This window comes from Pseudoprevotella muciniphila (genome assembly GCF_003265305.2).
Lineage (GTDB): Bacteria > Bacteroidota > Bacteroidia > Bacteroidales > Bacteroidaceae > Alloprevotella > Alloprevotella muciniphila.
Genome location: NZ_CP033459.1, coordinates 617,866 through 642,635, shown reverse-complemented (window position 1 = coordinate 642,635; position 24,770 = coordinate 617,866). Strand labels below are relative to the sequence as shown.

Annotated in this window: 19 protein-coding genes, 3 tRNA genes and 3 rRNA genes; 16 read left to right on the top strand and 9 right to left on the bottom strand. The window is 46.0% G+C overall.

All coding sequences use genetic code 11. From position 1 onward, the window contains the following. Positions 1–5: 5 nt before the first annotated feature. The 5 genes from rpmG to map all read right to left on the bottom strand — a co-directional run bounded on the left by rpmG (position 6) and on the right by map (position 3,094). On the bottom strand, positions 6–194 hold the full coding sequence (gene rpmG, locus C7Y71_RS02685; protein ID WP_111899342.1) for a 50S ribosomal protein L33: 189 nt from the start codon (positions 192–194) through the stop codon (positions 6–8). A gap of 8 nt (positions 195–202) precedes the next feature. Continuing rightward, positions 203–460, bottom strand: a complete 258-nt coding sequence (gene rpmB, locus C7Y71_RS02680; RefSeq protein ID WP_111899371.1) for a 50S ribosomal protein L28 — start codon at positions 458–460, stop codon at positions 203–205. A 150-nt stretch (positions 461–610) separates the two neighbouring features. Then, positions 611–1,138: a CinA family protein gene (locus C7Y71_RS02675; RefSeq protein ID WP_193215949.1), complete on the bottom strand. Its 528-nt coding sequence runs from the start codon at positions 1,136–1,138 to the stop codon at positions 611–613. Between the two features lie 35 nt (positions 1,139–1,173). Continuing rightward, on the bottom strand, positions 1,174–2,193 hold the full coding sequence (gene tsaD, locus C7Y71_RS02670; protein WP_111899340.1) for a tRNA (adenosine(37)-N6)-threonylcarbamoyltransferase complex transferase subunit TsaD: 1,020 nt from the start codon (positions 2,191–2,193) through the stop codon (positions 1,174–1,176). Positions 2,194–2,236: 43 nt separating this feature from the next. Further along, entirely contained in the window at positions 2,237–3,094 is an 858-nt protein-coding gene (gene map / locus C7Y71_RS02665) for a type I methionyl aminopeptidase (protein ID WP_111899339.1), read from the bottom strand. A gap of 249 nt (positions 3,095–3,343) precedes the next feature. Here map and C7Y71_RS02660 point away from each other — a divergent pair, with 249 nt between their 5' ends. The 8 genes from C7Y71_RS02660 (at position 3,344) to truA (ending at position 9,002) form a co-directional block, all read left to right on the top strand. Continuing rightward, positions 3,344–3,868 (top strand): DUF5063 domain-containing protein, encoded by a 525-nt coding sequence (locus tag C7Y71_RS02660; RefSeq protein ID WP_111899338.1) that lies wholly within the window; start codon positions 3,344–3,346, stop codon positions 3,866–3,868. Further along, the gene (locus tag C7Y71_RS02655) at positions 3,865–4,506 is read left to right on the top strand and encodes a 3'-5' exonuclease (protein WP_111899337.1); all 642 of its coding nucleotides are present in this window, start codon (positions 3,865–3,867) and stop codon (positions 4,504–4,506) included. Before C7Y71_RS02660 ends, C7Y71_RS02655 begins: the two co-directional genes overlap by 4 nt. Next, entirely contained in the window at positions 4,503–5,687 is a 1,185-nt protein-coding gene (locus C7Y71_RS02650; protein WP_111899336.1) for a class I SAM-dependent rRNA methyltransferase, read from the top strand. The genes C7Y71_RS02655 and C7Y71_RS02650 overlap by 4 nt, the downstream gene beginning before the upstream one ends. Positions 5,688–5,856: 169 nt before the next feature. Further along, positions 5,857–6,804 carry an IS30 family transposase gene (locus C7Y71_RS02645; protein WP_151908877.1) on the top strand — a complete coding sequence of 316 codons (948 nt, stop codon included), beginning with the start codon at positions 5,857–5,859 and terminating at the stop codon, positions 6,802–6,804. Between the two features lie 141 nt (positions 6,805–6,945). Continuing rightward, on the top strand, positions 6,946–7,293 hold the full coding sequence (gene rpsF, locus C7Y71_RS02640) for a 30S ribosomal protein S6 (RefSeq protein WP_111897690.1): 348 nt from the start codon (positions 6,946–6,948) through the stop codon (positions 7,291–7,293). Between the two features lie 3 nt (positions 7,294–7,296). Then, positions 7,297–7,560 (top strand): 30S ribosomal protein S18, encoded by a 264-nt coding sequence (gene rpsR / locus C7Y71_RS02635; RefSeq protein ID WP_111897691.1) that lies wholly within the window; start codon positions 7,297–7,299, stop codon positions 7,558–7,560. 19 nt (positions 7,561–7,579) lie between these two features. Further along, positions 7,580–8,206, top strand: a complete 627-nt coding sequence (gene rplI / locus C7Y71_RS02630; protein WP_111897692.1) for a 50S ribosomal protein L9 — start codon at positions 7,580–7,582, stop codon at positions 8,204–8,206. Between the two features lie 67 nt (positions 8,207–8,273). Continuing rightward, positions 8,274–9,002, top strand: a complete 729-nt coding sequence (gene truA, locus C7Y71_RS02625) for a tRNA pseudouridine(38-40) synthase TruA (protein WP_111897693.1) — start codon at positions 8,274–8,276, stop codon at positions 9,000–9,002. A 251-nt stretch (positions 9,003–9,253) separates the two neighbouring features. Here the strand turns inward: truA and C7Y71_RS02620 are convergent. Further along, positions 9,254–9,326 (bottom strand) — tRNA-Lys (locus C7Y71_RS02620). Positions 9,327–9,632: 306 nt separating this feature from the next. Here C7Y71_RS02620 and C7Y71_RS02615 point away from each other — a divergent pair. Together C7Y71_RS02615 and lptB are read left to right on the top strand one after the other, a co-directional pair. After that, on the top strand, positions 9,633–11,348 hold the full coding sequence (locus C7Y71_RS02615) for an AMP-binding protein (protein ID WP_394366611.1): 1,716 nt from the start codon (positions 9,633–9,635) through the stop codon (positions 11,346–11,348). 2 nt (positions 11,349–11,350) lie between these two features. Beyond that, positions 11,351–12,127: an LPS export ABC transporter ATP-binding protein gene (gene lptB, locus C7Y71_RS02610; protein WP_111897694.1), complete on the top strand. Its 777-nt coding sequence runs from the start codon at positions 11,351–11,353 to the stop codon at positions 12,125–12,127. A 220-nt stretch (positions 12,128–12,347) separates the two neighbouring features. Here the strand turns inward: lptB and C7Y71_RS02605 are convergent, their stop codons facing one another. Beyond that, positions 12,348–12,779, bottom strand: coding sequence for a LexA family protein (locus C7Y71_RS02605; RefSeq protein WP_111897695.1), 432 nt, complete (start codon positions 12,777–12,779; stop codon positions 12,348–12,350). Between the two features lie 586 nt (positions 12,780–13,365). Here C7Y71_RS02605 and C7Y71_RS02600 point away from each other — a divergent pair. The 5 genes from C7Y71_RS02600 (at position 13,366) to rrf (ending at position 18,583) form a co-directional block, all read left to right on the top strand. Then, positions 13,366–14,898: ribosomal RNA gene (locus tag C7Y71_RS02600) — 16S ribosomal RNA — on the top strand. 216 nt (positions 14,899–15,114) lie between these two features. Then, positions 15,115–15,188 (top strand) — tRNA-Ile (locus C7Y71_RS02595). A gap of 30 nt (positions 15,189–15,218) precedes the next feature. After that, positions 15,219–15,292 (top strand) — tRNA-Ala (locus C7Y71_RS02590). Positions 15,293–15,480: 188 nt separating this feature from the next. After that, positions 15,481–18,373: ribosomal RNA gene (locus C7Y71_RS02585) — 23S ribosomal RNA — on the top strand. Between the two features lie 99 nt (positions 18,374–18,472). Next, positions 18,473–18,583 (top strand): 5S ribosomal RNA (gene rrf / locus C7Y71_RS02580). Together the 16S, 23S and 5S rRNA genes with 2 tRNA genes alongside form the textbook arrangement of a ribosomal RNA operon. Positions 18,584–18,731: 148 nt before the next feature. On the opposite strand, the gene C7Y71_RS02575 is transcribed toward rrf, so the two are convergent. Next, complete coding sequence (locus tag C7Y71_RS02575; RefSeq protein ID WP_111898961.1) at positions 18,732–19,652, bottom strand: DMT family transporter; 921 nt, start codon at positions 19,650–19,652, stop codon at positions 18,732–18,734. Further along, positions 19,649–20,323, bottom strand: coding sequence for a SprT-like domain-containing protein (locus tag C7Y71_RS02570; protein ID WP_111898960.1), 675 nt, complete (start codon positions 20,321–20,323; stop codon positions 19,649–19,651). The genes C7Y71_RS02575 and C7Y71_RS02570 overlap by 4 nt, the downstream gene beginning before the upstream one ends. Before the next feature lie 209 nt (positions 20,324–20,532). Between C7Y71_RS02570 and C7Y71_RS02565 the strand changes: the two genes are divergently transcribed. Then, the gene (locus C7Y71_RS02565; RefSeq protein ID WP_193215948.1) at positions 20,533–24,768 is read left to right on the top strand and encodes an Ig-like domain-containing protein; all 4,236 of its coding nucleotides are present in this window, start codon (positions 20,533–20,535) and stop codon (positions 24,766–24,768) included. Positions 24,769–24,770 lie beyond the last annotated feature (2 nt).

Genomic DNA, 24,770 nt, shown 5'->3' with positions numbered 1-24,770 from the left:
TAATCTTATTTGATTTCTTTGTGAATAGTCATCTTGCGAAGGATGGGGTTGTACTTCTTCAACTCCAGACGCTCCGGTGTATTCTTGCGGTTCTTCGTCGTGATGTATCGTGATGCGCCGGGCAGACCGCTGTTCTTCATTTCGGTGCATTCCAAAATGACCTGAACTCTGTTTCCTTTTGCTTTCTTAGCCATCGTTTTATTTATTTATCCAATATTCTTACTTCTGTGCAATAACCCTTCTCGGCTGCCTGTCGCAAAGCGGCATCAAGGCCAATCTTATTTATCAGACGAAGACCGGCAGCGCTGACGCGTAGGCTGATCCAGCAGTCCTCTTCTACATAGTAGAACTTCTTTGTGAACAAGTTTACTTCAAATGTGCGCTTTGTACGGCGCTTAGAGTGGGAAACGTTGTTGCCGTTCTGGGCTCTCTTTCCTGTGATTTGACAAATTTTAGACATTTCTATCTTCTTTTTTTTACGTTCTATAAAAGGCGTATTTCTCAATACGGGGTGCAAAGATAGTGCTAATTTTCTTTTTCGCAAAATTTTATTTCAAAAAAATAAAACGATGCACTTCTTTGTTGAGTGAAATTTAAAGAAATCAGACGCTTATGCTTCCTCTTCCTCCACTACCTCAGGAAATTCTTCCTTCAGATAGTCGCGCAGCATGTGCATGGCAAGGCTGACGGCGCTCGAAACATTGCGCTCTCTGCCGCAGTCCTCTGTGAGAACCTGGCAAACCATGCGGTCCTTGTTGCCGACTGCCACCCAGATAGTACCTATAGTTACACTGCTCTGAGCATTGTCTGCACCGCCAGGACCGGCAAAGCCCGTAATTGCTACCGCATAGTCGGTCTTGAAGAGTGCATTCGCACCGAGAACCATCTCGCGAACTACTTCCTCACTCACAACCGTATGGTTCTCTATGGTTTCTGGCTTTACTTTCAACAGGTCTTCCTTGATGTCGTTCTGATAGCAGACCAAGCCACCGCGGAAGTAGTTAGAACTACCTGGAACGGCAGTTATCAGACTCGATACACGACCGGCTGTGCAACTCTCTGCCGTGGAAAGCGTCTTGTGAGCATTCCACATCTTTTCGTTGATTTCCTTACTGATTAATTTGAGATCAAACTCCATAATTTATATTTTTTATCGTTATTCCGTTATTTCCTTTATATTGTTGTGCGTGTAAATACAGGCTTGTCAAGCGGACAAAAATCGCGGTCGAGCAACTTGTAGTGTCCCACCATGGCTATCATTGCTGCATTGTCTGTGGTGTAACTGAACTTAGGAATGTAAATCTTCCATTTTCCTTTCTCGCCCATCTCCTCAAAGGCACGGCGAAGTGCAGTGTTGGCAGACACTCCACCGGAGAGCGCCACATGGCGGATGCCTGTCTCTTTTGAAGCCATCACGAGTTTCTTCATCAGAATGTCTACGATGGTCTTCTCAAGCGATGCACAGAGGTCTTCCTTGTGGTGCGCGATGAAGTCCGGGTCTTCCGCCAGTCTGTCGCGAAGAAAATAGAGAAACGATGTTTTCAGACCGCTGAAACTGTAGTCCAGCCCTTTGATGTTAGGCTTGCTGAATGAAAACGCATTCGGATTGCCCTGACGGGCGAGGCGATCGATGATGGGACCACCGGGATAGCCGAAACCCATTACTTTAGAGCATTTGTCAATCGCTTCACCTGCGGCGTCGTCAATGGTCTGACCCAGGATTTCCATCTTGTTGTAGGCTTCAACACGAACAATCTGAGAATTGCCGCCGCTGACCATCAGGCAAAGGAAGGGAAAGGGCGGTAAAGCCTTGTCTTCATCCGGTACCTTGATGAAATGAGCCATTATGTGGCCTTGAAGATGATTGACCTCGATCAATGGGATGCCAAGAGCAGATGCCATGCCTTTGGCAAACGACACACCAACGAGCAGCGAGCCCATCAGACCCGGCCCCAATGTTACGGCAATGGCTGACAATTCTTCCTTGGCTATGTCTGCCTCCTTAAGCGCTGCGTCAACCACTGGAACTATGTTTTGCTCGTGGGCACGCGAAGCCAGTTCGGGAACTACACCCCCGTATGCCTCGTGAATGCTCTGGCTGGCTGTAACATTGCTCAGCAGCAAGCCATCGCGCATCACGGCGGCAGAAGTGTCGTCGCAAGAAGATTCAATCGCTAATATTGTATAGTGCATAAGTGCTGTTATCTTGATTTATATTTACTTGAAAAATAAGAAATCAGTGCGTCAAAATCTCATAGCCGTTTTCAGTAACCAGGAACGTGTGTTCCCATTGAGCACTCGGCAATTCGTCGTCAGTAACCACAGTCCAACCGTCTTCTTCATCGATGAACACTTCCCAGGTACCCATGTTTATCATGGGTTCAATGGTAAATACCATACCGGGAACAATGAGCATACCATCGTGGTGGTCATTGTAGTGCACCACTTCCGGGTCTTCGTGGAATTCAAGCCCTACACCATGACCGCACAAGTCGCGTACCACACTGAAACCATTCTTGTGCGCATGTTTTTGAATGGCTTTGCCGATGTTACCAATAAAGCCCCATGGCTTGATGGCACGGGCACCAATCTCAAGACATTCCTTAGCCACACGCACCAGTTTCTCCTTCTTAGGACTGGTCTTCCCAATGATGTACATGCGCGAGGCATCGCTGAAAAAACCATCCAGTATGGTTGAAACGTCAACGTTGATGATGTCGCCCTCCTCGAGAATTTCTTCTTCGCTCGGGATGCCATGACATACCACTTCGTTCACGCTCGTACATACACTCTTAGGAAAACCCTCATAGTTAAGTGGGGCAGGTATGGCACCATGCGAAGTCGTGTAGTCGTAAACCAGTTTGTCTATCTCTGCTGTACTCATGCCGGCATGAATTTCCGCCTCAATGAGATCTAACACTCCTGTGTTTACGACACCGCTACGACGAATACCCTCTATTTGCTCCTTATTTTTAATAAGGTGGGGGGTAGGAACCAACTTTCCGCGATTCTGGTATCTCAGAATGCGCTTGTCAAATTCCGTCAGTTCACGGTCTTTTGGCACAAACCAGTTACGCTTGATTTTTCTGATCATTCTTTTCAAATTGGGTGCAAAAATAGAGAAAACTATTTGAAATGAAACTTTTTCAACATGTTTGACCTTCAAAACAATGAACTATTACTATTCAAAATCTCGTAAAACCGCTGATAATGCACTTCTTGGCGGTTCGTTTCAAATGAAACCATTTAACACAGCAAGCACTCCTGATACCCAAGTTCCACATTTGCAAACTTCAACATGAAAACGTAACTTTGCAACGAAATTCAGAATAATTCATCCGTAATGAGCGAAAATTTGTATTCACAGAAGGTAATCGACCTGATCACTATATCTACGGAGTATTGCAGGTGTCTTGAGCAGAGTCAGGGTATCAGTCGCGATGAGTTTGTAGACGTGATGTGTAATATACTGCCGATGATATATCTCAAGATGTCAATGCTCGGAGATGTGCCCGAGGAAGAGGGGTATAACGACCCCAAAGTGACAGAAGAAGACTATAATTTCGTCAGAAACAATGTGGCAGCAATAATGCAGGAAATGGACGACTTCCTCGAAGTGCATGTTGCCGACTTTAAATTCTCAGAACAACCCATTCTGTGTACCGTCAGCGAAAATCTGGCAGACATCTATCAGTCTCTGCGCGACCTCGTGGAAATCTTCAGAGAAGGATACGACGAAGCCATGCAGGTGGCACTGCATGAGGCAAGCACAGAATTTCGGTTGACGTGGGGGCAGGCACTGCTCAACGCACTGAGAGCACTTCATGATGTCAGATACAACGTAGGACAAAGCAACGACTATCTGTGAAACAACTTTTCGAACAAACACCAAAATCGTTTCCCGAAAACCTCCCAAGGTTTACATTCGAGGGGAGAATAGTGCTCGTCTTGTCGCCCTACGAAACAAGCAGGGCATGCCGGCTGCTCGAAAGGCAGAAAATAATAGGTATAGATACCGAAACAAGGCCAAAATTTACAAAGGGGCCAATGAACAAACCGGCATTGCTGCAAGTTGCAACGCACAATATTTGTTTCCTCTTCCGTATAAACAAGAAACCGCTACACCCAAGTCTTATTAAGGTGATGGCAGATCCGGATATCATCAAAGTGGGACTCTCTCTGAAAGACGACATCGCAGCATTAAACAGAATCAACAACTTTGAGCCTAAAGGATGGATTGACCTGCAGGACGAGGTAAAAAGAATAGGAGTGAAGGATCAGGGACTGCAACGCCTCTTTGCAAACCTCTTCCACATGAGAATCTCAAAGGCAAAACAGCGCTCAAACTGGGAGGCTGATGTCCTGACAGAGGCACAACAGGTATATGCCGCAACAGATGCCTATGCATGCTTGCTTCTATATGAGGAAATAAAAAAACTGCAACAGACAAAAGACTACGAAATCATAGAACTTCCGCAAGAAGACAATATAAAGACAAAACCATGACCTATCCCGAAATAAAACTACGCAGAGGAAAATCCGACAGTGTGAAGCGGTTTCACCCATGGATTTTCTCTGGCGCGATACAATCCTTGCCGGATAATCTGAAAGAAGGCGACCTCGTAAGCGTTACTGACGAAAACGGAGATTTCCTCGCAGTGGGATTCTACCAGATTGGGTCAATCGCAGTCAGAATCCTTTCTTTCCAAAACGAAGAAATTAACACCGTATTCTGGAAAAGAAAACTCGAAGCAGCACTCGATGTGCGGCGAAAACTGCAACTCGCAGAAAATGCTCAGAACACCACCTACCGGTTGGTACACGGCGAAGGCGACACCCTCCCGGGGCTCATTATTGATATATATAACGACACGGCTGTCATGCAGGCTCACGCCGTAGGAATGCACTATGCAAGAGAAATCATCGCAGATGTACTGATCGACATCTATGGAGGCGAACTCAAAAATGTGTATTACAAATCCGAAGGAACGCTACCTTACAAGGCGGCACTCAACCCGCAGGACGGATTTATAAGAGGAGGAACCGATGTTAACGTAGCAATCGAGTATGGGCTGAAATTCCATATCGACTGGACCAAAGGGCAAAAAACGGGATTCTTTATCGACCAAAGGGAAAACCGTCTGCTCCTCGAAAAAATGGCGAAAGACAGAAAAGTACTCAACATGTTCTGCTACACAGGAGGATTCTCCGTCTATGCACTCAGAGGAGGAGCGCAACTCGTACATTCAGTGGACAGCAGCGCCAAGGCCATCGACCTGACAAGAGAAAACGTTGAACTGAATTTCCCCGAAACGGACAAACACGAAGCCTTTGCAGAGGATGCCTTCCGGTACCTCGAAAAAATGGCAGGAGAATACGACCTCATCATCCTCGACCCGCCAGCCTTCGCAAAGCATAAAGACGCACTGCGAAACGCGATAAAAGGATATACACGGCTCAATGAAACGGCAATAAGAAAAATAAAAAAAGGAGGCATCATCTTCACATTCAGTTGCTCGCAGGCAGTAAATAAAGACCAGTTCCGACTCGCCGTATTCACCGCTGCAGCAAGGACGGGAAGAAACGTGAGAATACTACATCAGTTGCACCAACCCGCCGATCACCCCATAAACATCTACCATCCCGAAGGAGAATATCTCAAAGGACTCGTCATACAAGTGGAATAGAGTAGGGGACGAAATGCGCCATAAAGCCCATCCTTAAATTCAAATAAGAAGTGCAAGACTCGTCCTGTGGGATTCACTGATTGAAAGGTAAGTCAGAGACATCAAGTAGCAACATAAAAGCAAAAGGGAGATTTTCATCTCCCTGAGATTAACTACTTTTGTGTTGCATATGAAATATAAACAGCTAACCTCGCAGCAAAGGTACACAATCCAGAACGGATTAAAGCAAGGATTGACCAAAAAGATGATCGCCGCCCTCATAGAGGTGAACGAAAGCACCCTTTACAGGGAAATCCATCGAAATGGCGGTGCCAAGGTTTATAATGCAGAAAAGGCACAGCGCGAAGCAGACCGCCGCAAGACGCGTCTTCAGAAACCGCGAAGATTCACACACGCCCTTAAGCGGGAAGTCATAAGTCTGCTGCAAAAGAAATGGTCGCCCGAACAGATATGCGGGTATATAAAGAGACAAGGGCGCGAATGCGTCTCCCATGAAACAATATACGCATTCATCAGAACCGACAGGAAGTGCGGAGGGATGCTTTGGAAACTCTGCCGTCACGCAATGAAGAAGCGACGGAAGACAGACAAGGGAAAACGGATTCCCATAAAAGACCGCGTGAGTATAGACCTTAGGCCGGAAGAGGCAGACGGCACGCGTTTCGGAGATTGGGAAATGGACACCATAGTCGGTAAGGATGGGAAAGGAGCGCTAGTTACACTCTACGAGAGACGTACTGGATATGGGATGGTCAAAAGGCTGCCTGATGGAAAAGAGGCAAAAGGCGTGGAAGAAGCAGTATACAGAATGTTGATTCCTTACAAGAAACAAGTACTCACTATTACTACAGATAATGGAACAGAGTTCGCCAGGCATAGTCAATTGGCAAAGAAACTCTCCACGAAAATCTTTTTTGCACACCCTTATAGCTCATGGGAAAAGGGAGGTGTAGAAAACTACAACAAACTCGTCAGACAATATATACCTAAGGGAACGAATTTAGAACAATACACAGACAAATATCTTATGGAAGTACAAAAGCAAATTAACAGCAGACCAAGAAAAAAACTCAACTTTAATAACCCAAAAAACGAATTTTACAAACTTTTAGACTAATATTGCACTTGCTACTTGAATCTACGATCGAACAGAAAAAATGACGATTTTGACGAAAAATCTTTGCCGGTGTATAAAAAAATACTAATTTTGCACCCGCAATTTTGCATAAATCAATTTATTAACAAAAAAACTAACGTAATGACCAACACTTACGAGACCGTTTTCATACTTACTCCCGTTTTGTCTGAAGATCAGATGAAGGAAACGGTCGAAAAATTCAAGGGAATTCTCGCTGAAAATGGCGCAGAAATTACCTCTGAGGAGCATTGGGGCATGAAAAAATTAGCATACCCCATCGAGAAAAAGTCATCGGGATTCTACGTGCTGATAGAATTCAAGGCAGAGCCCGTGGCAGTGACCAAACTGGAAACAAACTTCCGTCGCGATGAGCGAATAATTCGTTTCCTTACTGTTAAACTCGACAAGTACGCTCAGGAATGGGCTGAAAAACGTCGTCAGAAATACGCATCTAAAAAGGAGGACTAAACCATGGCACAGACAGAAATCAGATATTTGAATCCGCCCTCAGTGGACACAAAGAAGAAAAAGTACTGCCGTTTCAAGAAAAGCGGTATCAAGTACATTGACTACAAAGACGCAGACTTCCTCAAGAAGTTCCTCAACGAACAGGGAAAAATACTTCCTCGTCGAATCACAGGAACATCACTCAAATACCAGCGCCGTGTGGCTAAGGCCGTGAAACGCGCACGCCACATCGCATTGCTGCCGTTCGTAACTGACTTGTTGAAATAATAAAATAGGAGGATAAGCAATGGAAATTATACTGAAAGAAGATATTACGGGTTTGGGATATAAGAACGATATCGTTACCGTAAAAAACGGCTACGGCCGTAACTACCTTATCCCCACAGGAAAGGCTGTCATAGCAAGCGCTTCTGCTCGCAAAGTGCTCGCTGAAAACCTCAAACAGCAGGCTAACAAACTTGAAAAAATCAAGGCAGACGCACAGGCTGTTGCAGACAGAATCGCTAATATCAAACCTATCGTTATCGAGACTAAGGTTAGCGCCACAGGTGTTATCTATGGAAGCGTAAACAACCTCCACATCTGCGAAGAACTCAAGGCACAAGGCATTGAAGTGGAACGCAAGAAAATCGTTGTAAAGGACGTAAAGGAAGTTGGCGAATACACTGCTAAAGTACACCTCCATAAGGAAGTTGAAGTTGAAGTTCCCTTCAAGGTTGTAGCAGAAGGTCAGCCCGAGGCTCCTGCAGTAGAAGAGGCTCCCGCAGTAGAAGAGGCTCCCGCAGTAGAAGAGGCTCCCGCAGTAGAAGATGCTCCTGTAGCAGAAGAAGCACCCGTAGTGGAAGAACCTGCCGCAGAAGAAACTCCCGTAGCAGAAGAAGCACCTGCTGAAGAAGAAAAAACAGAAGAATAATTCTAAACAGAAATTATCATAGAGTGCCGTGGCAAACGCTGCGGCATTCTTTGTTTCAAAATAAAACATGCGCTATTTTATCCAACTGTCCTACGACGGAACGAACTATCACGGATGGCAAGTACAACCCAATGCCACATCCGTGCAGCAGACACTCAACGAGGCTCTCTCTACCATACTGCGCCAACCTATCGCAACAACGGGGGCGGGGAGAACTGATACCGGAGTGAATGCAAAAATGATGGTGGCGCATTTCGACGTCGGAAACGAAGTGGATGAAAACCAACTCACCGACAAATTGAACCGCCTGCTGCCACATGATATCGCAATACAACACATCAAAAGAGTGGAAAACGAAGCACATGCCAGGTTCGATGCAAAACTCCGAACCTATCACTACGACATAATGCTCGTAAAGAACCCATTCAAACGGCATTATGCAACAAGGCTCTATTTCCAACTCGATTTCGGGAAAATGAACCAGGCAGCAAAAATGCTAATCGGAACTAAGGACTTCACCAGTTTTAGCAAAACAGGAACAGATACAAAAACAAATATCTGTACCATAACCCGAGCCTGCTGGACAGAATTGGAACCAGGCTACTGGCGATTCGAAATATCAGCCGACCGCTTCCTCAGGAATATGGTCAGGGCAATCGTCGGAACACTCATACAAGTAGGAAAAGGAAGGCTCACCCCCGAAGAAGTAAGCAATATCATCGAAAAAAAAGACAGATGTGCCGCCGGAGAATCAGTCCCCGCAAAAGGTCTCTCCCTCGCTGACATTCAATATTAAAGATTTCTAGTTTCGTTTGTTCTTTTTTTTTGTCTTTTTTTCATTTTGTTTGGAGATTAGGATTTTTTTGTACCTTTGCAGCGTGAGGGATGGGTTAACCTTCAGAGACCCGCTCTCATTCCAGCCAAGTTAAATGCTTGGCTTTTTTATTTGTATGATGCTTTCGCCAAAAAAATCGCCAAAAATAGCATAAAAAAATTGCCAAAAGTGAGATAACAAATTGATTATCAAACTATTGACAAAATTCTTTGTACACCGTCAGGGGCTCGAACCCTGGACCCACTGATTAAGAGTCAGTTGCTCTACCAACTGAGCTAACGGTGCATCGCTGCTTTTTGCAAACGCGGTGCAAAGGTAGAACTTTTATTTATTACAGCAAATTTTTTTAATAACTTTTTTTGCCTTATTATATTTTTCCGAAAATTGTTGCAAAAAACACTACTTTAATCAAACACCACATTGCAGAGAACTACGAAAAATAACCATAAAGTTGCATTACACAATCATTTTTTTGTGCAATATGTTTGTATTTTGATTTTTATATGTATTTTTGCGCAAAAGTTTGCAAAACGTGCAAAAAATTCAGCCTTTTTAAGAATGCTGTAAACATAAAAGGAATAGAAAGTCATTATGGATTCAGATAAAATGAACGAAGAACTCCAGAACCAACATATCGTAGGAGAGAGAGATTTCATTGGGCATATAGAGGAAAGCATTGTAAACCATTGGAACAGAGACGCTCTTACCGACTATCAGGGAGAAACCTTGCAATATAAGGATGTGGCAAGAAAAATCGAAAAACTTCACATCCTCTTCGAAAATGCAGGTGTAAAGGAAGGTGATAAAATAGCACTATGCGGAAGAAATTGTGCACATTGGGCTGTGGCATTCCTTGCTACATTAACCTATGGCGCAGTGGCCGTACCTATTCTTCACGAATTCAAACCGGAGCAGGTGCACGACCTCGTTAACCATAGCGATGCAAAATTACTTTTCGTGGGCGATCACATGGCAAAATATATCGACCCGCAGGAAATGCCGCGACTCGAAGGTATTGTCTGTATAGCCGACTATTCCTTGCTCATCAGTAGATCAGAATTGCTTACCAACGCAAGAGAAACACTCAATGCACTGTATGGAGCAAAATATCCCAAATTCTTCAGGCAGCAACACGTGCATTACAGAAGAGCCAACCCTGACGATATGGCGCTCATCAACTATACAAGCGGTACAACAAGCCGGTCAAAAGGAGTAATCATACCGTTCAGGGCGATATGGTCAAACTATAAGTTTGCATGCCAAGTCATGGATCATGTCATCACGGAAAACAGCAATATCGTAAGCATACTGCCTATGGCGCACATGTACGGTATGGCATTCGAATTCATATACGAGTTTATCAAGGGTGCACACGTCTTTTTCCTTACAAGAGTGCCCTCGCCAAAAATTATTTTCAAGGCATTTGGAGAAATCAAACCTGATGTCATCATTAGTGTACCTCTTATTATAGAAAAGGTCATCAAGAAGATGATTCTTCCCAAATTGCAGACACCAAGCATGAAACTCTTGCTCTCTCTGCCAATCATCAATCAAAGAATAAGAGACAGAGTAAGAGAACAACTGCAGAAAGCATTCGGAGGAAACTTCTACCAAATAATAATAGGAGGAGCAGCGTTCAATAGCGAAGTGGAAGAATTCCTCACAAAGATAGGATTTAATTTCACAGTAGGATATGGAGCAACAGAATGTGCACCCATCATTACCTATGCTGACTGGAAAGATTTCAAGCCCGGATCTTGCGGCAAGGCGGTGCCAAGAATGGAGGTTAAAATCGACAGCAAAGACCCGCAAAGAATAGTAGGAGAAATACTCGCAAGAGGAGAAAACGTCATGCTCGGATACTACAAAAATGAAGATGCAACAAAAGAAGCACTCGACAGCGAAGGATGGTATCACACAGGCGACCTCGGGGTAATCGACAAGGACGGAAACCTAAGCATACGGGGTAGGAGCAAAAACATGCTGCTTGGGGCTAACGGACAAAACATCTATCCGGAAGAAATAGAAGACAAACTCAACACACTGCCATACGTCAGCGAAAGTGTAGTCATACAAAAAGGCAACGAACTCTACGCACTCGTTCATCCCGATTTCGATGAGGCGGAAAAAGACGGGGTAGATGCTGCTGCATTACGCAGGCAGATGGAACAAAACAAAGAAGACCTCAACCTGCAGATACCTGCCTACGAAAGAATAAAAGGAGTAGTCATCTGGAAAGACGAATTCGAAAAAACGCCTAAAAAGAGCATAAAACGATATCTGTATCTCGACGCAAAGATAGACTGAGTATGACCCAAATGGTGCTTAGAACAGAAGGACTCGTGAAAAAATACGGGAAAAGAACCGTAGTCAATCAAGTGGCCTTCGATGTGAAACAAGGAGAAATAGTAGGACTGCTCGGACCTAACGGAGCAGGAAAAACAACATCCTTCTATATGACAACAGGACTCGTCGTACCTAATGCAGGGCATATATACCTCAACGACGAAGAAATAACCAACTACCCGGTATATAAAAGAGCACAGGCGGGAATAGGCTATCTCGCACAGGAAGCATCAGTCTTCAGGAAAATGTCCGTAGAAGACAACATCGCATCTGTCCTCGAAATGACAGGTAAATCAAAAGAGTACCAAAAAGAAAAACTCGAAAGTCTCATAGCAGAATTCCGGTTGCAGAAAGTAAGAAAAAACCTTGGCGACCAACTATCGGGAGGAGAAAGAAGAAGAACGGAGATAGCAAGATGCCTCGCCATCGACCCTAAATTCATCATGCTCGATGAACCATTCGCAGGAGTCGACCCTATAGCCGTGGAAGACATACAATACATCGTATGGAAACTCAAAGACAGAAACATAGGCATACTCATCACAGACCATAACGTAGAAGAAACACTCTGCATTACAGAACGCGCATACCTCCTCTTCGAAGGAAAAATACTCTTTCAGGGAACGCCCGAAGAACTCGCAGCAAACCAGGTCGTAAGAGACAAATACCTTACAAACAGTTTCAAATTAAGAAAAAAGGACTTCCAATTGATGGGCAAGGAAAGAGAAATAATGGACTAAGCCAAAAAACAGCAATCTTACCCCTCCTAATTATTATATAAGTAGAAACTATAACCTCTATAGCTTCTATAGCTTCTATAGCTTCTATAACTTCTATAACTTCTATAACTTCTATAACTTCTATAACTTCTATAACTTCTATAACTTCTATAGCTTCTATAGCTTCTATAGCTTCTATAGCTTCTATAGCTTCTATAGCGTCTATAGCGTCTAAAAATCCTCAACTCCGGGACATACGCTTAATTACAAAGGTAACAGTCCCCCAAACTTCGAAATCATCATCCGCGCCAACTCTGATCGTCTTATAAGAAGAATTAGCGGGGACAAGTTCTATGTGATCCTCAAAAACGTGAAGGTACTTCACCGTAAACTCACCATTGAGAATACAAACAGCCATAATGCCATCCTTCACCTCAAGCGACTTGTCAACAACCAGAATATCACCCTCATTCACGTCAGCCTCAATCATCGAATCACCCACAACACGAGCGTAAAACGTACTCTCGGGATGAGAAACAAGGTCGCGGTTCAAATCAATCGAATTCTCCATGAAATCCTGAGCAGGAGAAGGAAAACCCGCATAAACACCGCCATCAACGTAAGGCAACGACAAATCCGACTGCGAAAAAGCAGAAAATATCTCAAGTTTCATAACTTCTATATCTCTTTTATCATTGTTTTAGAAATATTCTGGAATATCCAAAACCTTCCGATTGCAAGCAAAATGCCTTTTATCCATGCAAAAATACAACAAAATATAAATGTACTCACCTTTTATTTTAGTTTATATAATCAGTATTATTTTGAGTCTCTAAAAAACAACAATAAATTTGCAAAACCGGATTGCTTTTCGTTCAATTTTGTCAACTCAACTTTGAAAAACGAGAAATTTTGAAAATATAAAGCGCTGATAATCAGATGTGGTGATTTTTTTTGAAAAAAACTTTCTGAAATGTTTTGGAAGTTAAGAAAACTCTTTCTATCTTTGCATCCGCTTTCGACAAATTTTTGGGAACATCCCATAATTGTCTTGAGCATAGTTCTTTGAAATTTTTCCATTACTGAAAAGAGAAGTACAAGAGAGATTCTTGCTTATTGTTCATATTATTTTGTACATGAGCGAGAAAGGGTAAAAAAGTTTTTTTACATCTCCGTCAATTGAAGTATTCGATACTCCATTTGATCCAAGACTTTATAATTAGTCACCGAGCCAAGGAAACAATTTATTATATTTTTTTACAATGAAGAGTTTGATCCTGGCTCAGGATGAACGCTAGCTACAGGCTTAACACATGCAAGTCGAGGGGCAGCATGCAGGAAGCTTGCTTTCTGTGATGGCGACCGGCGCACGGGTGCGTAACGCGTATCCAATCTACCCTGCACACGGGAATAGCCCTGCGAAAGTAGGATTAATGCCCGATGTTCTTTTTTTGTTGCATGACAGAGAAAGCAAAGATTTATCGGTACAGGATGAGGATGCGTCCCATTAGGCAGTAGGCGGGGTAACGGCCCACCTAACCTACGATGGGTAGGGGTTCTGAGAGGAAGGTCCCCCACATTGGAACTGAGACACGGTCCAAACTCCTACGGGAGGCAGCAGTGAGGAATATTGGTCAATGGTCGCAAGACTGAACCAGCCAAGTAGCGTGCAGGATGACGGCCTTACAGGTTGTAAACTGCTTTTATGCGAGGGTAAAGTGTGCCACGTGTGGCATATTGCAAGTATCGCATGAATAAGGACCGGCTAATTCCGTGCCAGCAGCCGCGGTAATACGGAAGGTCCGGGCGTTATCCGGATTTATTGGGTTTAAAGGGAGCGTAGGCGGGTATCTAAGTCAGCTGTGAAATTGCGTCGCTCAACGTCGCACCTGCAGTTGAAACTGGATATCTTGAGTGCGCACAGCGGCGCTGGAATTCGTGGTGTAGCGGTGAAATGCTTAGATATCACGAAGAACTCCGATCGCGAAGGCAGGTGCCGGGGGCGCAACTGACGCTGAGGCTCGAAAGTGTGGGTATCAAACAGGATTAGATACCCTGGTAGTCCACACAGTAAACGATGGATACTCGCGGTATGCGATATACTGTATGCCGCTGAGCGAAAGTATTAAGTATCCCACCTGGGGAGTACGCCGGCAACGGTGAAACTCAAAGGAATTGACGGGGGCCCGCACAAGCGGAGGAACATGTGGTTTAATTCGATGATACGCGAGGAACCTTACCCGGGCTTGAACTGTGGTGGCCGTTGGGCAGAGACGCCTGATTTCCTTCGGGACCGCCATAGAGGTGCTGCATGGTTGTCGTCAGCTCGTGCCGTGAGGTGTCGGCTTAAGTGCCATAACGAGCGCAACCCTTTTCTGCGTTTGCCATCAGGTTATGCTGGGCACTCCGCAGATACTGCCATCGCAAGATGTGAGGAAGGTGGGGATGACGTCAAATCAGCACGGCCCTTACGTCCGGGGCTACACACGTGTTACAATGGAGGTTACAGAGGGCTGCTACCTGGTGACAGGACGCTAATCCGTTAAAATCCTCCTCAGTTCGGACTGGAGTCTGCAACCCGACTCCACGAAGCTGGATTCGCTAGTAATCGCGCATCAGCCATGGCGCGGTGAATACGTTCCCGGGCCTTGTACACACCGCCCGTCAAGCCATGAAAGCTGGGGGTGCCTGAAAGCTGTGACCGCAAGGATCGGCCTAGGGTAAAACTGGTGATTGGGGCTAAGTCGTAACAAGGTAGCCGTACCGGAAGGTGCGGCTGGAACACCTCCTTTCTGGAGGCTTTGGTGATATAGTTGATATAGTTATTTTTTCAGGAGATGTTTTTTCCCATCTTTCCTGTGCTGTCTCTTTCGGTAATTGGATTTATTGGATATAACGGCGGGATGGAGCCATGTTTTCGTATGAAGATGCAGATTCGCATGAAGATACTGAAATGCAGATTGGTCATCCCTTTAAGCCCGCCGCCCCGTTGCGGCCCGGGCGTTGCCAGTCCTATAGCTCAGTTGGTTAGAGCGCCACACTGATAATGTGGAGGTCGGCAGTTCAAGTCTGCCTGGGACTACGAATGCTAATATCGATTAGCACCGCCGAAGGGGGATTAGCTCAGCTGGCTAGAGCACCTGCTTTGCAAGCAGGGGGTCATCGGTTCGAATCCGATATTCTCCACACCCGGACTTAAATCCACTTTATTGATAGTGGTAGTCCGAAGCGATCCATGACATGTTGTACAAACCGTAAACAATCGTAAGAAAACAATTTCATTAAGGTGATCTGAAAAGAAGTACAGCTTTTAGTATATGCGTCTTGCGTTTTACGGAATGTTTTTTTTCATTTCCGTATGATGTGATATAGACAAGTAAGTACGAAAGGGCGTACGGTGGATGCCTAGGCTCTTACAGGCGATGAAGGACGTGACAAGCTGCGATAAGCCGCGGTTAGGCGCAAATAGCCTTTGACCCGCGGATTTCCGAATGGGACAACCCGGCAGTATGAAGTACTGTCATCCCTTTTTTGGGAGGCGAACCCGGCGAACTGAAACATCTTAGTAGCCGGAGGAAGAGAAAACAAAAGTGATTCCCCAAGTAGTGGCGAGCGAACGGGGATTAGCCCAAACCACGGGGGTTCCGGCCCTTGTGGGGTTGTAGGACAGCGTTATTGTACATCAGATGGCGAGCGGAACGTATTGGAAAGTGCGTCCGTAGAGGGTGACAGGCCCGTACGCGAAGTTATCTGTGACATAGCTGTATCCTGAGTAGCGCGGGACACGAGAAATCCTGTGTGAATCCGGCGGGCCCATCCGCCAAGGCTAAATACTCGTAAGAGACCGATAGTGTACCAGTACCGTGAGGGAAAGGTGAAAAGCACCCCGTGCAGGGGAGTGAAATAGTTCCTGAAACCGTACGCCTACAAGCGGTCGGAGCCATATTTTTTATGGTGACGGCGTGCCTTTTGCATAATGAACCTACGAGTTGTCGTACGCGGCGAGGTTAAGCGCAATGATGCGCGCAGCCGAAGCGAAAGCGAGTCTTAAAAGGGCGGCTAGTCACGTGCGGCAGACGCGAAACCAAGTGATCTACCCTTGTCCAGGGTGAAGTCCCGGTAACACGGGATGGAGGCCCGCACCAATAAGCGTTGAAAAGCTTCTGGATGAGGTGAGGGTAGGAGTGAAAGGCCAATCAAACTTGGAGATAGCTCGTACTCCCCGAAATGCATTTAGGTGCAGCCCCGATTGTTTCCTGCATGAGGTAGAGCGACTGATCGGATGCGAGGGCTTCACCGCCTATCAAGTCCGGACAAACTCCGAATGCGTGCAGGTTAAGATTGGGAGTGAGGGCGCGGGTGCTAAGGTCCACGCCCGAGAGGAGAAGAATCCAGACCGCCGGCTAAGGCCCCGAAATAATGGTTAAGTTAGACTAACGAGGTGTGGTTCCGGTGACAGCTAGGATGTTGGCTTGGAAGCAGCCATTCATTCAAAGAGTGCGTAACAGCTCACTAGTCGAGGGACCGTGCATGGATAATAATCGGGTATTAAACCATTTGCCGAAGCCGCGGGATGCATATTTATTGTGTATCGGTAGGGGAGCATTCCCTTCTGCCTTGAAGGCGCATGGTGATGTGCGCTGGAGCGTTGGGAAAAGCAAATGTAGGTATAAGTAACGATAAGGAGGGTGAGATGCCCTCCCGCCGAAAGACCAAGGTTTCCCGGGCAACGCTAATCGTCCCGGGGTTAGTCGGGTCCTAAGGATAAGCCGAATGGCGAGGCCGATGGCAGAAACGGTTAATATTCCGTTACTGCCGCAACGGGCGATGTGGAGACGGAGAAGTGACACTCCCGCGCGCTGACGGAATAGCGCGTTTAAGGATGTAGGTGTTGATGGGGGCAGGCAAATCCACCCCCTGAGCTGAACTCTGAAAGTACGCAAGGCCTTCGGGCTGCGCGAGTGGAGGTAATCATGCTTCCTAGAAAATCCGCTAAGCTTAACCGTTGCGGCACCCGTACCGTAAACGGACACACGTGGTCGGGTAGAATATACTAAGGCGCTTGGAAGATTCACGGTTAAGGAACTAGGCAAATTGACCCTGTAACTTCGGGAAAAAGGGTCCTCACATTTTAGTGAGGCGCAGAGAATAGGTCCAGGCAACTGTTTACCAAAAACACAGGGCTGTGCAAATTACAGAGAAGACGTATACAGCCTGACACCTGCCCGGTGCTGGAAGGTTAAGAGGAGAGGTCATCCTTCGGGTGCAGCCTTGAATTGAAGCCCCAGTAAACGGCGGCCGTAACTATAACGGTCCTAAGGTAGCGAAATTCCTTGTCGGGTAAGTTCCGACCTGCACGAATGGTGTAATGATCCGGACACTGTCTCAACCGTGATTCCAGTGAAATTGTAGTATCGGTGAAGATGCCGATTACCCGCGATGGGACGAAAAGACCCCGTGAACCTTTACTACAGCTTAACGTTGTGACCGGGCCGTGGATGTGTAGGATAGGCCGGAGGCTATGAAGTAGGTACGCCAGTATTTATGGAGCCGCCGTTGAAATACGGCCCTTCCGCTGTTTGGTTTCTAACGCGCTTGTTGCGCGGACAGCGTTTGGTGGGTAGTTTGACTGGGGTGGTCGCCTCCAAAAGCGTAACGGAGGCTTCTAAAGGTGCCCTCAGGCCGATTGGTAACCGGCCGCAGAGTGTAATGGCATAAGGGCGCTTGACTGGGAGGCCGACAGGCCGCACAGGTAGGAAACTAGAGCATAGTGATCCGGTGGTTCCGTATGGAAGGGCCATCGCTCAAAGGATAAAAGGTACTCCGGGGATAACAGGCTGATCCCTCCCAAGAGCTCATATCGACGGAGTGGTTTGGCACCTCGATGTCGGCTCGTCACATCCTGGGGCTGGAGAAGGTCCCAAGGGTTGGGCTGTTCGCCCATTAAAGTGGCACGCGAGCTGGGTTCAGAACGTCGTGAGACAGTTCGGTCTCTATCTATCGTGGGCGCAGGAAATTTGCGGGGCTCTGACACTAGTACGAGAGGACCGTGTCGGACTGACCTCTGGTCTGCCGGTTGTGCCGCCAGGTGCACTGCCGGGTAGCCATGTCGGGATCGGATAAGCGCTGAAAGCATCTAAGTGCGAAGCCGGCCCCAAGATTAGATTTCCTTATGAGGGTCGTCATAGACGATGACGTTGATAGGCTGCAGGTGTAAAGTCGGCGACGGCAAAGCCGAGCAGTACTAATTGCCCGAAACTTACTGTTTATTATGGCGCAGATACTAAGCGCTGTATGATACATGAAGATTGGTCTGAGAATTGTTTTTTATCAGATTGTTTTCGGTTTTGACATGTCACTGTTATTTACGGTGGTTATAGCGCCGGGGTTCCACCTCTTCCCATTCCGAACAGAGCAGTTAAGCCCGGTCGCGCCGATGATACTGCATAACTGCGGGAAAGTAGGTCGCCGCCATTTTATTCTGGTCCGCCAAGTGCGGACCTTTTTTTGTGCCTATATGTTATAGGGTTTCACTTAGCGGGCACACAAGAAACGGCAAGCAAAGCGCGATGCAATGCTTGCCGTCTCGTAGTTAGTGATAATGACCAATATAACCGCACAAGTGTTAGCGGCTTTTGTTAATAATATAAATACCTATAGCCGCAAGAATTCCTGCCAAAAGGTAATTCCACAAGAAAGGCTCATTCAAACAAATACATGAACTGATAGCGCCTACGATGGGGATAATTGAGTTGTAAATACCGACTTTCCCGATTGGATTGCATGAAAGGAGTTTGTTGTAGAGCGTAAAGCCTATTGCCGAGATTGCTGTCAGCATCAGCAATATCAATAAGCCATAACCTGTAACGCACGGCAATGTACCATCTACTAAAAAACCTGCAATAATAAGAAAGACCCCGCCTATGGTAAGACTATAACCTGTGCCTACTATAACATTTATGCGTTTCTTTAGACCCCTTGTCATCAGTGCTGCAACAGCAGAACAAATAGTGTTGATGATAATCATTCCGTCGCCAAGCCAAGTGAACGAGCCGCTATCTTTCCCACCAATGTTTAGGGCCATAATACCAGCAAAACCGATTATACAACCCAACATTTTTTTAGTACTCATCTTGTCGCTCTTGAAAAACATACAAGCAAGAATCACAACAAGAAAGACGCTAAGCGAATTAAGGATAGCAGCACGCGACCCCGTGGCATGCGACATACCGAAATAGAAAAAAGCATAATGTAATGTTGTACCAACTAATGCAAGCGCTATGATAAACCACCAGTCGCTTCGTCGGTGAATTTTGAAAGGACGTCCGCTTTGTTTTGCAACGAGTAAGATGAGCAATCCTGCAAAGAAAAAACGTATGCCGGCAAAAAGCATCTTACTTCCTGTCATTTCAGGAGTTATGGCAAACTCTCTGAAGCCGAGTTTGACAAGAGGAAATGCCCAACCCCATAAAAATGCAGCAGTAAGGGCGAAAGCCACTACCCATGCTGGTCGCTGAAAAATGCTGATATTCTGTTTGTTGCTCATTTCTTCGGACGGATAATGTGACCAGTGTTCTCTAGTTCTACGGCATCTTTCAGATGCTCTTCCAACAGACATTCTTCTACAATGTAGAATTTAGGGGTCATTGCTCGTGGGAAGCGGTTGAAAAAAGCATCTGAAGAGTGCACCCATTTGTATCTGATGACTTCGCGAAATTGAGGGATGATTTTCCACATATTGAAAATCCGGGTCTTGGTAGGGATAACAATGCCCACTTTCCCGCTGTTTAGCCATACTATGCAGATGAAGTGCGACCGTGTGCGCGTATCCTGATTCATTTCTTGTTCGCTGCGCTTATGACTGATGGTGATATGCCGACCAAAACTGTTATTGATATCGTTCATCATTCGGCGGAAGAGTTTGCCGTGGGCAGACGTGTCCTGCATTTGATGGAAACAGATGTGGTAATGAATCATTTCATGAATCAATGTGTCTTCTATTTCTTCTTCAGGTAAATCGTAGAATGTGCTGATACGAATCACGAAATCTGAGTACCTGTATTTTCCGAGAAATGTCTTCTCCCGCTTGTATTCCAGACGCCCCATAAACGTACGCGCGCGGCTCATCTTTATCGGTGGAAGAGGTAATTTTCCGTTGAAAATAAGCAGGTTAAATGCATTAAACTTGTGCTCTATGTATTCTGGTGAAGGTCTCATTCAGTAATTGCGATTATCTCCCAAAAAAGATGGAAAGAGCGATTTTTCAGATGTATTTTCATTTTGAAATGCAAATTTAACGTTTATTGTCTGACTCGGAGCAGAGTTTTTTCTAAATTTGCAGTAATTTTGAAGAAATGTGTGCAAATCCACTTTCTTTTAGACAACGTTGAATGTTAAATTTTTGCAAATAATAACTAACCATGCAGATGAAGAAAATCTTTCTGAGTTTACTCTCCCTTATTCTTGCTGTGTTACCCATTTTGGCACAGAACAGTACTTACGAAATGGCACGCGTCTATCCCTTGCAGCAGGACGAAGTGGGTACTGCAAAAAGTACGGTGTCAACACAAGGCAATGAAACAATATATACGTTGTCGAATAACGTGCTCAGTGCTTCGTTTGTCAAGACTAATAATACATTAAAGTTTGACGGCTGCGAAGCAATGAATCTCAAGGCAGGCACTGAACTCTTTACTGTGGCTTTTGGCGATGGCAGTACAGAGGTAAAAGCCTCTGAAATGAACCTGCGAAGTGTTGAAATGATAGATCTTACTGGTAGTAATACTGCGGTAAAAGGTTCTGAACATTTCTCTGGGAAAGCACTCAAGGCTCGGTTCACTTACACTTATCAGGGCTCTGTGGTCAATGTGTTCTGGCAGGCAGATTTGCGTGACGGAAGCCATTATCTGCGTACGGACATTACACTGAGGGGCTCTGCCGACGTGAAACTCTTTAACGTCATTCCATTGCTTTACGATGTGGACGTGGCTGCTGCAGGAAGCACACCAACAGTTGTGGGCAATACGCGCGGAGCAGTTTTGATGAGCGACAAGATCTTTGCAGGTCTTGAAACACCAATGGGCATAAATAGTGTATCTGGCTCGTCCAACAATATACCCGTACAGTTCCAATACGATTCTTGGACTTCGGCATCTTTCAATTATGCACCGGGTTCAGCAACGCCATCAGCCATAACATCGATGGGTTACACCGCAGACCAGATTGTGGCAACGCAAGGCTACCTGTCCTTTAAGACTGCAGGCTCGCAAACTGTTACTTTCCTCTATTCGTCCGGTAGCCATCGTCTGAATATTGTTGGCGTTGATGCGCTGGACATGGATGGTAATGTTGTGGCAAGCGACTATCACTATGGTTATACAGGTGGGCAGAAATCGAACAATGTTTATACACTCAATATTCCAGCAGTGGGCACTTATCTCGTTCGTTACTTCGTGGAGATAAAAACGGAATCCGTAACATCCAGCGGTACTATTACATATTCAGAAAAAGTTATTGCACCTGTAGTGGTATTCGATGGCGCGAGTGCAACACCAAAGGCAGAGAAATCAACAGACTTAAAGGCACTTTCCGGAACGTCAATAGAGGAGAACGGTTCACTTTCTGACAGTTGGACACCCTCGTCATGGACACAACTGCAACAGAGTGAAATACCTTTACGTATGGGCGAATTAGGATATAGCGCACCAAATGTTTATGGTGTAAGTCAGGATTTGGCAATTCAAGGTTCTGGAAAGTTCCAGGTTGAGTTCAACTATTCGTCAGGCAACAATCGACTCAATATCGTGGGTGTTGACCTTCTCGACAGCGGTGGCGACATCGTAGCATACGATTATCATATAGGATATACAGGCACAGCCAAAAGCGAAAATGTATATAGTATGACCATTCCTTTCAGTGGTACATACAAACTGCGCTACATGGTTGAGAACTCAGAAGCGCTTACCTCAAGCGGAAATATCACAATAACACTTAAAACAGAAGAAATCATCCACTTACCGAGCGAAGCCACTGTGTCCATCCAAGGTCTTTGGAGCAGAAATACTACGCTCAAGGCAGGTACCGAATGGAACGTCAGTGCTGTCGTAGGACTTGTGGCTCCAGGACAGCAGCGCCGTTCGTTCTTGGCATATTCTGAAAGAGAGCGTGCTGTGCCATGGCGTTGTATGCCGGCATACATCAGTTGGTATGAACTCAACATCGACCGAAACAACGATGCTTCATACACCACGAACATGAACATCAACCAATGCGTTGACGTAGTGAACCAGTGGAAAACAAATCTTTTCGATAAATATGGTGTGAGCATCAACTCCTTCGTCTGGGACGATGGCTGGGATGAATACGGCACATGGACCTTCAACCCCAACTTCCCCAACGGATTCACGGAAGTGGATCAGGTTACACGCAAAATGTGTTCTGGCATCGGTGCTTGGCTCGGTCCGGTTGGCGGCTATGGCACAAGCGGTAACTATCGTCGCGGCTACTGGAATGGTAAGGGCGGTATGCAACTCTCCAATACAGCATATTATGATGTGTTTACCAAGGCATGTAAGACGCTCCTGACGGATTACGATTTCCGTTTCTTCAAGTTTGATGGCATCAGCGCACAGTTCTCTTCAGTAGGACCTGATGCTGGCACCACTGGCGAAGAAAATGCAGAAGCCATTATCTATGCCGAAAGAGATATCCGCAAGAACTACAAGGAAGACATCTTCTTCAACACTACGGTAGGAACATGGGCAAGCCCATTCTGGTTCAAGATAACAGATGCCGTATGGCGTCAGGAAAACGACTTCGGAACAATCGGCAACAACTCCATTAGTCGTGAGAACTGGATTACCTATCGCGACCGCCTCGTTTATCAGAATTTTGTGCAGAACAGCCCCATCTGTCCTATCAACACATTGATGACACACGGCTTCATTTTAACAAAATATAGTAGCCCGGCAAATTGCACACGCGATTATGACGCAGTGCTTCGCGAACTCCGTTGTGCTTTTGCATGTGGTAGCGGTATGGTGGAACTCTACAACGACTATAGCCTGATGAACTCCATCAACAGCGGAAAACTTTGGAGCGACCTTGCCGACTGTATCAAGTGGCAACGTCAAAACGCTGATGTGTTGCCCGATATCCACTGGGTAGGAGGCAATCCCTGGGACGGCTCGAAATGTAATATCTATGGTTGGGCAGGATGGAATGGTCGTAAGGCTGTACTCACACTGCGTAATGGTTCCAACACCCGACAGACTTTCAAGACAACGCTTCGCAAAGCACTCGACATACCGCAAAGCATCAACACCACTATCACGCTCAAAAAGGCTTTCGCTGACCAAATAAGACTTTCCGGTCTCACCGAAGGTTCAGCCATCAATATCGACACAGAACTCACCCTGTCAATACCAGCCAGTTCAGTCTATGTATTCAACGGCATAGATGGTAGTGGCAACCTCGTATCTGTTGACAGTATCTGCTTCTCTGCTGACTCTTACAGAGTGGGAGCCGGAAGTGCCATCCGTCCGGATTATGTAGTAATGCCACTCGATGCAAGCGACAAGAGCATAGTTTGGACATCGAGCGACCCAAGCATCGCTACAGTTGCTGACGGGGCAATTACGGGTGTAAGTGAGGGGACCGTAACCATCACTGCTACTGCAGCAGACGACGGTGGTGCCGTGGCGCAGTTTGAAGTCATCGTAGGTAATATCCCCACAGAAAGCATTTCGTTCAATGCCACAGAATACAATGTATATGTAGGCGAAAACGTAACGATTACGGCAACGGTTCTTCCTGCCGATGCAAGCAACAAAGAACTCGTATGGGAATCGTCTGATGAATCTGTCGCTACGGTTGCAGATGGCGTGGTAACAGGTATTGCAGAAGGTTCTGCCGTCATTACCGCTACCTCAGCTGCCAATCCCTCTGTAACTAAGACTGTTATGGTAACAGTGGATGCTGTCCCGCCATACAACGTGAATTTCGACCGCGACGCCGACCCTACGAACAGCAGTCGCTACCTCAACAGCATTATCATCAAGCCCGAAACGAGTGAAACGACGACACTCACATTAAATACGAACCACAAGCCTTATCAGGACCTCACTTCGAATGTCATAAAGGTGGAGAAGGGTGAAAAACTCACCGTAACCTTCAACTACAACGGCTCTTGGATGCATGGCTACGTATTCGTCGACGAAAACAACGACGGTGTGTTCAATGTGAATATAAATGCCTCAGCACACACGGCTACCGGCGATGTGAAAACATACGCGTTCTACAGCTTTGACGACAGCAACGATACTAACGGCTATAACAGCGAGGGCACAAACCTCACAGGCAGTGCACGCAATGTGCTCAACCCGCCGTCATTCAAAGCACCAACAGCCGATGGCACCTACCGCATACGTTTCAAGGTGGACTGGAACAGTCTCGACCCCGCAGGAAGCACCGTGGCAGGCAATACCATTCTCGGCAATGGCGGTAGCATCACAGATGCAACTCTAGTCGTAGGCGACCCAACTGCCGTCAATATTGTTCAGATGAATAGCAATAAAAACGCCATCTACGACCTTCAGGGCCGCAAGGTAAGCAAACCTGCCAAAGGAGTTTACATCGTCAACGGCAAGAAGATTGTGAGATAAAT

Excerpts from the sequence above, each read along its gene's own strand:
- rpmG (WP_111899342.1), bottom strand. The coding sequence starts at position 194 with ATGGCTAAGAAAGCAAAAGGAAACAGAGTTCAGGTCATTTTGGAATGC.
- rpmB (WP_111899371.1), bottom strand. The coding sequence starts at position 460 with ATGTCTAAAATTTGTCAAATCACAGGAAAGAGAGCCCAGAACGGCAAC.
- C7Y71_RS02675 (WP_193215949.1), bottom strand. The coding sequence starts at position 1,138 with ATGGAGTTTGATCTCAAATTAATCAGTAAGGAAATCAACGAAAAGATG.
- tsaD (WP_111899340.1), bottom strand. The coding sequence starts at position 2,193 with ATGCACTATACAATATTAGCGATTGAATCTTCTTGCGACGACACTTCT.
- map (WP_111899339.1), bottom strand. The coding sequence starts at position 3,094 with ATGATCAGAAAAATCAAGCGTAACTGGTTTGTGCCAAAAGACCGTGAA.
- C7Y71_RS02660 (WP_111899338.1), top strand. The coding sequence starts at position 3,344 with ATGAGCGAAAATTTGTATTCACAGAAGGTAATCGACCTGATCACTATA.
- C7Y71_RS02650 (WP_111899336.1), top strand. The coding sequence starts at position 4,503 with ATGACCTATCCCGAAATAAAACTACGCAGAGGAAAATCCGACAGTGTG.
- C7Y71_RS02645 (WP_151908877.1), top strand. The coding sequence starts at position 5,857 with ATGAAATATAAACAGCTAACCTCGCAGCAAAGGTACACAATCCAGAAC.
- rpsF (WP_111897690.1), top strand. The coding sequence starts at position 6,946 with ATGACCAACACTTACGAGACCGTTTTCATACTTACTCCCGTTTTGTCT.
- rpsR (WP_111897691.1), top strand. The coding sequence starts at position 7,297 with ATGGCACAGACAGAAATCAGATATTTGAATCCGCCCTCAGTGGACACA.
- rplI (WP_111897692.1), top strand. The coding sequence starts at position 7,580 with ATGGAAATTATACTGAAAGAAGATATTACGGGTTTGGGATATAAGAAC.
- truA (WP_111897693.1), top strand. The coding sequence starts at position 8,274 with ATGCGCTATTTTATCCAACTGTCCTACGACGGAACGAACTATCACGGA.
- C7Y71_RS02615 (WP_394366611.1), top strand. The coding sequence starts at position 9,633 with ATGGATTCAGATAAAATGAACGAAGAACTCCAGAACCAACATATCGTA.
- lptB (WP_111897694.1), top strand. The coding sequence starts at position 11,351 with ATGACCCAAATGGTGCTTAGAACAGAAGGACTCGTGAAAAAATACGGG.
- C7Y71_RS02605 (WP_111897695.1), bottom strand. The coding sequence starts at position 12,779 with ATGAAACTTGAGATATTTTCTGCTTTTTCGCAGTCGGATTTGTCGTTG.
- C7Y71_RS02575 (WP_111898961.1), bottom strand. The coding sequence starts at position 19,652 with ATGAGCAACAAACAGAATATCAGCATTTTTCAGCGACCAGCATGGGTA.
- C7Y71_RS02570 (WP_111898960.1), bottom strand. The coding sequence starts at position 20,323 with ATGAGACCTTCACCAGAATACATAGAGCACAAGTTTAATGCATTTAAC.
- C7Y71_RS02565 (WP_193215948.1), top strand. The coding sequence starts at position 20,533 with ATGAAGAAAATCTTTCTGAGTTTACTCTCCCTTATTCTTGCTGTGTTA.